Here is an 8,600-nt window from a genome sequence, read left to right on the forward strand (position 1 = left end):
TCTTCCCCCGAGCCCGCCTTCAGGGCTGCGCGCGAGCCGGTCCACAGGTCCACCCCCGTGCCGGACTCGGGCTCTCCCCCTGAGCCGGTCCACAGGTCTACCCGCGAGGCAGCCTGCATGCCTGGGCGCGAGCCGAGGCTCGGGTCTGCCCGTGAACCGGTACCGGTCTCCAGGGCAGAGCGCTCACCGCCCCGTCGGCTGGTCATGTCGCCCCGCAGGGGAGGGCGTGGGCAGAGGCTCGGGTCAGCGTGCGGGTGGAGTGGATGAGGAGGACGAGGGTGGCCGCGCCGCACATCAGGGCAGGGACGGCGCCCGGGCCCCAGGCGACGACGACCGTGTCGACGGGTACCGACAGGAACGCGCAGCCGGGGAGGCGGCCCGCGAAGACGGTGGCCAGGGCGGTCGCCTCGACGGCACCCGCGGTGGCGAGGACGACGGCCGGGGCGTGGGTGAAGCCGCGCGCCGCGAGCAGCCGGGCGAGCAGGAGCAGCGCGCCGAGGGCACCGGCTCCGGCGTACCCGGCAGACTCGTCGAGCGCGGCCCCGCACAGGGCGAGCAGCCCGCCGAGGGCGCAGAGGAAGAGCCCGAACACCCCGAGGAGCAGGGGCTGCACGGAGGCCGCGAACTCCTCCAGGCCGCGGCTGGCGGCCAGCCTGCGGCGGGCGCGTACGGCGAAGAGGTGCGCGCACCAGGCTGCCGGGGCGCAGGCCAGGGCAAGGGCAAGGACGGGTGCGCCGGCCAGGGGCCACGGGCCGTCGGGGCCACCTTCGACACCGGCGCTCAGCAGCCCGTCGCCAAGGAGGGCGTACGCGATCAGCCAGCATGTCCACGCACGGGTGCCGCTCGTCGTGTGGTGCGTGACGCTCAGGGGGCCGCGGCGGAGGGCGACGCGCAGGCCGAGTGCCACAGCGAGGGCGCCGACCACGGCGACCACCAGGCGCGGCTGCCCTTCGGTGACCCGCACCCCGGTCACGGCCGCCGCGCACAGGGCGCCCGGCAGCAGGGCGAGCGCGGCCCAGTCGGCGCGCACCCACAGAGGCCCGGAGGGCGCGGAGCGCTGCGTGGACTCCCCGTCACGGGGCACGCGCGCGTACAACTCCTCGGCGAGCGAGAACACGTCCCGGTGCCGGAACCGCGCGGCGGTCCGGTCGGTCACCCCGTGTGCCTCAAGGCCCGCCGCGATCTCCAGTGGGTCCACGGCCCGTTCGCAGAGCTCCCGGTGCCGGTGTATCAGGGCTTTCACCGGGTCCACGGCACCACGCCTGCTGCCGGCTTTGCGCGCGGCGCCACCTACACCGTCGCGCGCCGCGCCAAAGGCCTCACGAACCTCCGCAAGGGCATCACGGGCCCCTTCAAGCGCCTCATGAGTCTCATCATGAGTCTCCTCATGAGGCTCACGAGTCTCATCAAGAAGCTCGCTCAAGCCACCCGCGCTCTCGCGCACCCCACTCGCTCCCGCGTCCGCGCCGTCCACAACCCCGTGCGCCCCACGCGCCCCTCCCTCAGTCGCCTCCGACGCAGACGCAGACGCAGATGCCGCCTCCGACTCCGCCTTCGCCTTCGCCTCCAACTCCCGCTCACCGCTCTCAATCCGTACGGCCATCTCGCCAACCCCCGTCACAAGCCACTCCTCCGACCGCGCGTCCCAGGCGCCGGGGCTGCTCGGCCGCCCCGGACGGTCCAGTTCTCCGAGTTCGTTCATCACGCGCCCTCCCCGGCGGGGACGGGAACCGTCGCACGCACCGGAGCGCCCGCCGCCCAGCGCGGTCGGCCCGTGGGCATCAGGCGGGCCTCGGTCCAGCGGCCGGGCACGTGGGCCTCCGCGGGGACACCGAAGGGGAGCGGCTCTCCCGCCTCGTCGACGACCACGCGCCGTACCGGGGAGTGCGAGACGATCTCCAGGTAAATGCCGTGAAATGCTGTGATGTTCTGCTCGACGGTGAACAGTTCGAGGGCGCGTGCGCGGGCGGCCGCGCCGAGGCGCTCACGGCGCTCAGGGTCGCGCAGCAGCGCCACGCACGCCTCAGCGAGCGCCCGCGGATTGCGCGGCGGCACCACAAGCCCCGTACCGCCGATGACCTCGACGACCGCGCCCACATCCGTGGAGACGGTGGCGCGACCGCAGAACATGGCTTCCACCAGGCTGATCGGGAAGCCTTCGACCACGCTGGACAGGACGATCACGGCTCCGGAGGCGTAGGCCTCCGGGAGGCTGGGGACCTCCGGGCCGCCGATCTCCTCGAACGACACCGGGTTGTCGCCGACCGCGTGGACGCCGTCCGCCTCGTCGGGGAAGAGCTGCGCGGCCAGCGCCTTGCAGTGGGCCAGGTAGGTCGCGCCGTCCGCTCCGTCGGCGGGCGCTCCGACGATCCTCAGCCGCGTCTTCGGCTCCTCTTTGCGGATCTCCGCGAAGGAGTGCAGAAGGGAGATCAGGTCCTTGGCGGGTTCGATACGGCCGACCCACACCAGCGTGTCGGGGTCCGCGTACCCGGCGGCCTCCGTGTTCTCCCCGACCTCCGCGAAGCGGGAGGCCTCCATGCCGGGGTAGACGGTGCGCAGTTTGGTGCGGTCGGCGCCGCACCGCTCCTGCCAGCGGCGGGCGTGCGTGTTGCCGGGTGTGAGGAGAGCGGCCGCGCGATACACCTCGCCGGTGAGCCTGCCGTGGAACGCGGCGAGCAACGCCCGCACGGCGGGGGCGTTCCCGACGGAGGCGGACGCGAGGTAGTGCGCCCGCAACTGCACGCCGTACTCCGTGACGAGCAGGGGCACCCCGGAGAAGTGCCGCGCGAGGAGGCCGGGCAGGGCCGCCGTGCCGCCGGCGGTCGCGTGGCACAGGTCGACCGAGTCGAGCCCGTCGCCCTCGTACCAGTCGAGGGACAAGGGGCGCAGTGCCCGCTCGAAGTGGGCGGCGACCGCGAGCAGATCGGGCACACGTGCGGCGCGCGCGGCTCGGAGTGCGCCGGGTGCGCGACACGCACGCTCCAGCGCACGCACGGCACTCTCGGAGCGAAGCGCCCCGATCAGACCGCCCTCGTCTCGAGCAAGTTCGGCGAGCTCGTACAGCGCACTGCCGAAACGGTCCGCCTCAACTCCGGCAGAAGCCCCCGCGTCGCCAAAAGCCCCCAGGCCACCAGAAGCCCCCCTCTCGCCAGAAGTCCTCGTGTCGCCAAAAGCCCCCGCGTCACCAGTGGTCCTCCTGCCACCAGCACCAGCAGCGCCCCTGTCGCCGGAGGTCCCCGCATCGGCGACGGCCGCCCCCGACCCCTCGCACACGGCGGCGGCCAACTCTCCGTACGCCTCGGCGAAGCGCCGCCGCGCCCGCCGCCCGTACACCACGCCGTCGTCCTCAGCCATCCACAGCGGGGCCGTCCGTACCCGGCTGACCTGCGGTGGCAGTTGGATCCAGCCCTCGTCCTCCTGGCGCTCGCTACGGCTGAGCGCATAGATGTCGAACTCGTGCTGCCCGAGCCCGCGTACGAGCCGGTCGCACCAGAGCCTGGCGTCACCGCTCACATACGGATAGCCACCCTCCGTAAGCAGTCCGATGCGCACGTGTGCACCCCCGATCTCCCATATGGGGAGCCGCCGTTGACCCGGCGGCTCGCAGCGGGACGAACGTATGCGGATATGGCGGTGGTGCGACGGACGGTTGTCCATCGCACCACCAAAAGGGGTGAACGGTCGTAACTTTCCCGCGCAGGTCGCGTTCCTACGCGCTAAGGGATCAAGCAGTTACGTTTCGCTAGACCACGGCCAGTGCCCGACGGGCGGTTCGGCGCTGTGCAGCGATCTCCGGATCGAGCACCGGTACGGCGGCCAGCAGCTGCTTTGTGTACGGGTCTCGCGGGGATTCGTACACCTCGTCGGCGAGTCCGTATTCGACGATCCGCCCGCGCCGCATCACGGCCACCCGGTCGCCGACCTGGCGTACGACGGCGAGGTCGTGGGCCACGAAAACCAGAGCGAGCCCGAGTTCCCGTTGCAGTTCGGCGAGCAGGGCGACCACTTGGGCCTGGGTGGTGACGTCGAGTGCGGAAACCGGTTCGTCGCACACGATGGCGTGCGGCTCGGCCGCGGGCGCCCACGCGATGCCGACGCGCTGGCGCTGTCCGCCGCTGAACTCGTGCGGATAGCGGTCGTAGTGCGACCCTTCGAGCCCCACGCGCTCCAGCAACTCCCGTACGCGCCCCCGAATGCGCCGAACTTTCGCCGCATGTCGACGTGACCCCTGGGACCTCGATCAACTCCCGGGATAGGGCCAGGGGTTGGCCTTGCAGTGGATCCCGTCGTGGTCGAGGAATTTGGTCTGCTGCTGCATCACGGGGGCCAGTTCGCCGTCCTTGTCGCAGGTCACGTGGCTGTATCCGAGCCGGTGACCGATCTCGTGATTGATCAACATCTGCCGGTATGCCTGCATTTGGTCACCGTAGGTCTCGGAGCCCTGCGCCCAGCGGTATGCGTTGATCATGACGCGCTCGGTCGACGCCGAGTCGCACGACACATTGTCCTCGGTCGTGTCGAGCCCGGACAGGGCACACCATTCGGCGGTGGTGCCCGGGCTCGCCAGGGTAATCACGAAGTCGGGCTTCCCGGAGGAAATCCGCTCAAAAGTACGGCCGCCGTTGTGGGCCCAACTCCGGTCGTCGTTCAGAGTTTTCTGCACGGCCTGCGCGAAGAGCGAGGCATCGAGACCGAGCCCCTGTTCCACGTCGACGCGATAGGTGAACTTCTGCCCCTTGCCGGGCGCCTTGGCGAGCCCGGGGACGGCGTCGAACTCCCCCGATCCGTCGAGCGTCGCGCCGAGCGCGTACTTCTTGGTCATCTTCTGGTCGTACGTCAGTGGCGTCACGCTCGGTGCCACCGAGGGGGCCGGTGCCGCCGAGACGTCGAGGACTCCGCGGTTGCCACCGTTGGTGGACTGCGCGCGCACTCCGGTGTCCTCGCTCCCGGTGCCCTCCCGTCCGCTGGCCACCTGTCCGGCCACGACGACGGCGAGCACGGTGGTGACGGCGGCCGCCGCGATCCCGGTGAACGTCCGCCCCTTGCCGGCCCTGCCCTTCCCCGGCTCCCCGAACTCCGCCGGCGGCTGCGCGTCGACGTCCGTGCCCCAGTCGGTGACGGAGGCGTAGAGGTCGCCGCGGCGCGCGGCGCCGGTACGGGACGCGAAAAGGTCGTCGCCCTCGTCGGGTTCGCCGCCGAAGGCGTCGAGGTAGGCCTGCCGAACACTCGGCGCGGACATGTGACGCTGTGGTGGTATCCGCGGCCCGTAATACCCGGCCTCACCGCCCTGCGGAACACCTGCCGCCACACCCTGGGGAGCGCCGGACCTCAACTGCCCCCAGCCACCGCCCGGTTCATGCGCCTCGGGATGGCCTCCGCGCACCTGCGGGACACCACTCGCGGGCGTCCCGTCCGGGAAGCGCGGCACACCGTGCGCCGGAGTCCCGTCCGGGAGTCGTGGGATCCCGTGAGCCGGCGCCCTGCCGGTCGGAGGCATCGGGCCGGGCGCGCCAGGACCGGTGACCGGCGCCGCGGCCGACTGCGAGGCGTCCGCCCCGGACGCTCTGCCGACGCTGTCGGCACTGTCGGTGTTCCTGGCCTTGTCGGCCCTCTCGTCGGACCGGCCCCGACGGCTATGACGTCCCACGACCCCCCTCAGCTCCCCGCACCGGCGGCGGTCGACGACGAACCCGATGAAGTCGATGGACCGGATTGACCGGGTGGACCCGGTGGACCGGATGGAGGAGTCAACTCGCCGGTGTCCATGAGGAGTTCACGGAAGGCCGTGGCCACCGTCTCCGGGTACTCCATCATCGGGACGTGCCCCGCGTCCGGCAGCGTCAGCAGCCGGGAGTCCCGGAAGGCGCGGACCGCTCGCTGGGCCATGCGGTAGGAGACGAGTTGGTCGCGGCCTCCGTAGACGAGGAGCGTCGGCGCGAGGACCCGCTCGGCCTGGCGCCACAGCCCGTGCTGGCCGCCCATCGTGTACGCGTCCACGATGCCGCGCGCCGACCGCGCCATGGAGTCCCAGAAGTACGGGAGGGCGAGCCGCCGCTCCATCTCCTCGACCGCGTCGCGGAACCCCTCGGGCGTCACCATGCCGGGATCCCCGTAACAGAGCGCCAGCACCCCGCGTACGCGCTGCTCTGCGCTCCAGTCCTTGGTGAGCCTGGTGAACAGCCTCGCCACCCCGGGCAGCGCGATCATCACGGTCGGCCACGTGGTGCGCTGCGCCCGGAGCTCCGGCAACGCGGGCGCGACCAATGTCAGTGTGCGGACGAGATCGGGCCGTACGGCCGCGACGCGCGTGGTGATGGCGCCGCCGAGCGAGTTCCCGAAGAGATGTACGGGTCCGCGCCCGGAGGAGTCGAGGTAACGGATGACCGCGCGCGCGTGCCCGGTGACCGAGTAGTTCCCGTCGTCCGGCGGCGGCGAGTCCCCGAAGCCCGGCAGATCGAGGGCCTCGCTGTCCACGAGGTCGCCGAGCAGCGGCATCAGCGCCGACCAGTTCTGCGAGGAACCGCCGAGGCCATGGACGTACAACGCGGGCGGCAGCCCCGCACGCACGGGCGGCCTCGACCGCACCGTCAGCGTGATCCCGGGCAGGCCGACCGACCTCAGCCGCTCACCCTCCGCGACCCTGACGGCGCCGACCTTCGGTGTGAGGGTGGTGGCCAGCACGGAGGGCAGCTCGGTCGAAGACATGCGGCAATGTTACGAGACGATCACGCAGTGGTTCGTGTGTTCGCCGTCACAGATCTGTTCGACGTCACAAGTCACCCACATCCAGCGTCACAGATCGCCATCATTCGCCGTCGGAGACCGCGGGCCCATGGAGAACGGATCACATCGCGCCCCGATCGAGTGTCTCCTAGGCTCAGACAGGGGCACTCGTATCTCGCACAGGAGCGAATCTCGTACAGGAGCGCACGCGCACCGCTCGGGAATCACGCGCATCGCCCGGGAACGCGCATACCGCTCGGGAATCACGCGCACCGCTCGGGAAGAGGAATCATGACAGTCGACCCCACAGACCCCGAGACATTCGCGAACGAGGACGAGCCCGAGGAGCTCGACCCGGAGGCCCCCGAGGCCGACGCGGCCGAACAGCGCACGGACCTGGAACCGCAGGAGGACGACCTGGCGACGGCCGGGGACCCCGCCAACGCGGACGAAGGGGACCTCGCCGAGCAGGCCAGAGTCGTGACACTCGACGAGGACGACTACCGGTGACGGCCCGGTGACCCGGCCGCCGCCGGAGCTGTCGGCACGGCCGCCCTTGACGCGGCCGCCCCGGAAGCGAGCCGCTGATCAGCCCGGCCATCAGGGCATAGAAAGCTCGAAGCGCCCGCCTCGCCCGCTTTCGGCACCGTATGTGCCGTTGCCGCTCGGCGTCCGGTACGTGAAATTGTGCGCTCGCACCGCGCACACCACGGTTACCGAAAAGTACGATGGCGGCGCGGCGCTCACCGCATGTGGACAATTTTGGGAGGCGGCGTGACAGCCATCGAGCAGACAGAGGCAGCGCGCCCGCGGGGCACTCGCCTGCCGCGCCGTGCCCGACGCAACCAGCTCCTCGGCGCCGCCCAGGAAGTATTCGTTGCACAGGGGTATCACTCGGCCGCCATGGACGACATCGCCGAGCGCGCGGGCGTCAGCAAGCCGGTCCTCTACCAGCACTTCCCGGGCAAGCTCGACCTGTACCTCGCCCTGCTGGACCAGCACTGCGAGTCCCTGCTCCAGTCCGTACGGACGGCACTCGCGTCCACCACGGACAACAAGCTGCGTGTACACGCGACGATGGACGCCTACTTCGCGTACGTCGAGGACGACGGCGGCGCCTTTCGGCTGGTCTTCGAGTCCGACCTGACGAACGAGCCCGCGGTCCGCGAGCGCGTGGACAAGGTCACGCACCAGTGCTCGGAGGCGATCTGCGAGGTCATCGCGGGGGACACCGGCCTGTCGCGTGACGAGTCGATGCTCCTCGCCTCGGGCCTCGGCGGCCTGGCCCAGGTCGTCGCCCGGTCCTGGCTGCACAGCGACCGCAGCGTCCCGCGCGAGCATGCGGTCCAGCTACTGGCCTCACTGGCCTGGCGGGGCATCGCGGGTTTCCCCCTGCACGGCACGGATCACCACTGACCGGCTGACGCGTGCGAACGGGTCGACCACCGGCCGGTCCGCGCCGCTCGGAACCGGCCGTCCGTTTGTTCCCGCCCACTGTTCGCTCCTGGCGTTCCTGGGCGGAGCATGCGCATCCCCTCACCGGGCTAATGTGTGCTGCGTACGGCGCGGACACACGCGCACATCACTGACCGTCGGAGGGACAAAGCCGTGGAGGTCAAGATCGGCGTGCAGCACGCGCCCCGCGAGATCGTTCTGGAGAGCGGTCAGACCCCGGAAGAGGTCGAGCGCGCGGTGTCCGAAGCGCTGGCCGGCAAGTCACAGCTGCTGAGCCTCGTGGACGACCACGGCCGTAAGGTCCTGGTTCCGGCCGACCGCCTCGCGTACGTGGAGCTCGGCGAGCCCACTCAGCGCAAGGTGGGATTCAGCGCGCTGTAGTTCTGGCGAGCGGATGAGGAGGGGCCCGGTGGCACTGCCAC

General features: G+C 71.1%; 8 protein-coding genes and 1 pseudogene. 3 read left to right on the forward strand and 6 right to left on the reverse strand.

Annotated features, from left to right (window positions below; genetic code table 11):
• The 6 genes and pseudogenes from ACFWP7_RS19025 to ACFWP7_RS19050 form a co-directional block, all read right to left on the reverse strand.
• The coding region (locus ACFWP7_RS19025) for a hypothetical protein (protein ID WP_384382686.1) at positions 1-206 on the reverse strand (206 nt) is incomplete at its 3' end.
• A complete protein-coding gene (locus ACFWP7_RS19030; RefSeq protein ID WP_384382687.1) occupies positions 203-1,702 on the reverse strand; it encodes a hypothetical protein in 1,500 nt (499 codons plus the stop codon). The genes ACFWP7_RS19030 and ACFWP7_RS19025, both read right to left, overlap by 4 nt.
• Positions 1,702-3,552 (reverse strand): DUF3492 domain-containing protein, encoded by a 1,851-nt coding sequence (locus ACFWP7_RS19035; protein ID WP_384382688.1) that lies wholly within the window; start codon positions 3,550-3,552, stop codon positions 1,702-1,704. Before ACFWP7_RS19035 ends, ACFWP7_RS19030 begins: the two co-directional genes overlap by 1 nt.
• Before the next feature lie 190 nt (positions 3,553-3,742).
• A pseudogene (locus ACFWP7_RS19040) lies at positions 3,743-4,198 on the reverse strand (ATP-binding cassette domain-containing protein); the annotation flags it as partial.
• A gap of 42 nt (positions 4,199-4,240) precedes the next feature.
• The gene (locus ACFWP7_RS19045) at positions 4,241-5,647 is read right to left on the reverse strand and encodes a DUF3152 domain-containing protein (RefSeq protein ID WP_384382689.1); all 1,407 of its coding nucleotides are present in this window, start codon (positions 5,645-5,647) and stop codon (positions 4,241-4,243) included.
• Between the two features lie 8 nt (positions 5,648-5,655).
• On the reverse strand, positions 5,656-6,705 hold the full coding sequence (locus ACFWP7_RS19050) for an alpha/beta fold hydrolase (protein WP_384382690.1): 1,050 nt from the start codon (positions 6,703-6,705) through the stop codon (positions 5,656-5,658).
• Between the two features lie 309 nt (positions 6,706-7,014).
• Here ACFWP7_RS19050 and ACFWP7_RS19055 point away from each other — a divergent pair, with 309 nt between their 5' ends.
• The 3 genes from ACFWP7_RS19055 to ACFWP7_RS19065 all read left to right on the forward strand — a co-directional run bounded on the left by ACFWP7_RS19055 (position 7,015) and on the right by ACFWP7_RS19065 (position 8,559).
• A complete protein-coding gene (locus tag ACFWP7_RS19055) occupies positions 7,015-7,233 on the forward strand; it encodes a hypothetical protein (protein ID WP_384382691.1) in 219 nt (72 codons plus the stop codon).
• Positions 7,234-7,497: 264 nt separating this feature from the next.
• Positions 7,498-8,139 carry a TetR/AcrR family transcriptional regulator gene (locus ACFWP7_RS19060; RefSeq protein WP_384382692.1) on the forward strand — a complete coding sequence of 214 codons (642 nt, stop codon included), beginning with the start codon at positions 7,498-7,500 and terminating at the stop codon, positions 8,137-8,139.
• Positions 8,140-8,331: 192 nt separating this feature from the next.
• Positions 8,332-8,559 carry a DUF3107 domain-containing protein gene (locus ACFWP7_RS19065; RefSeq protein ID WP_028801993.1) on the forward strand — a complete coding sequence of 76 codons (228 nt, stop codon included), beginning with the start codon at positions 8,332-8,334 and terminating at the stop codon, positions 8,557-8,559.
• Positions 8,560-8,600 lie beyond the last annotated feature (41 nt).

It is taken from the genome of Streptomyces sp. NPDC058470 (genome assembly GCF_042721055.1).
GTDB lineage: Bacteria > Actinomycetota > Actinomycetes > Streptomycetales > Streptomycetaceae > Streptomyces.

Excerpts from the sequence above, each read along its gene's own strand:
- ACFWP7_RS19030 (WP_384382687.1), bottom strand. The coding sequence starts at position 1,702 with ATGAACGAACTCGGAGAACTGGACCGTCCGGGGCGGCCGAGCAGCCCC.
- ACFWP7_RS19050 (WP_384382690.1), bottom strand. The coding sequence starts at position 6,705 with ATGTCTTCGACCGAGCTGCCCTCCGTGCTGGCCACCACCCTCACACCG.
- ACFWP7_RS19055 (WP_384382691.1), top strand. The coding sequence starts at position 7,015 with ATGACAGTCGACCCCACAGACCCCGAGACATTCGCGAACGAGGACGAG.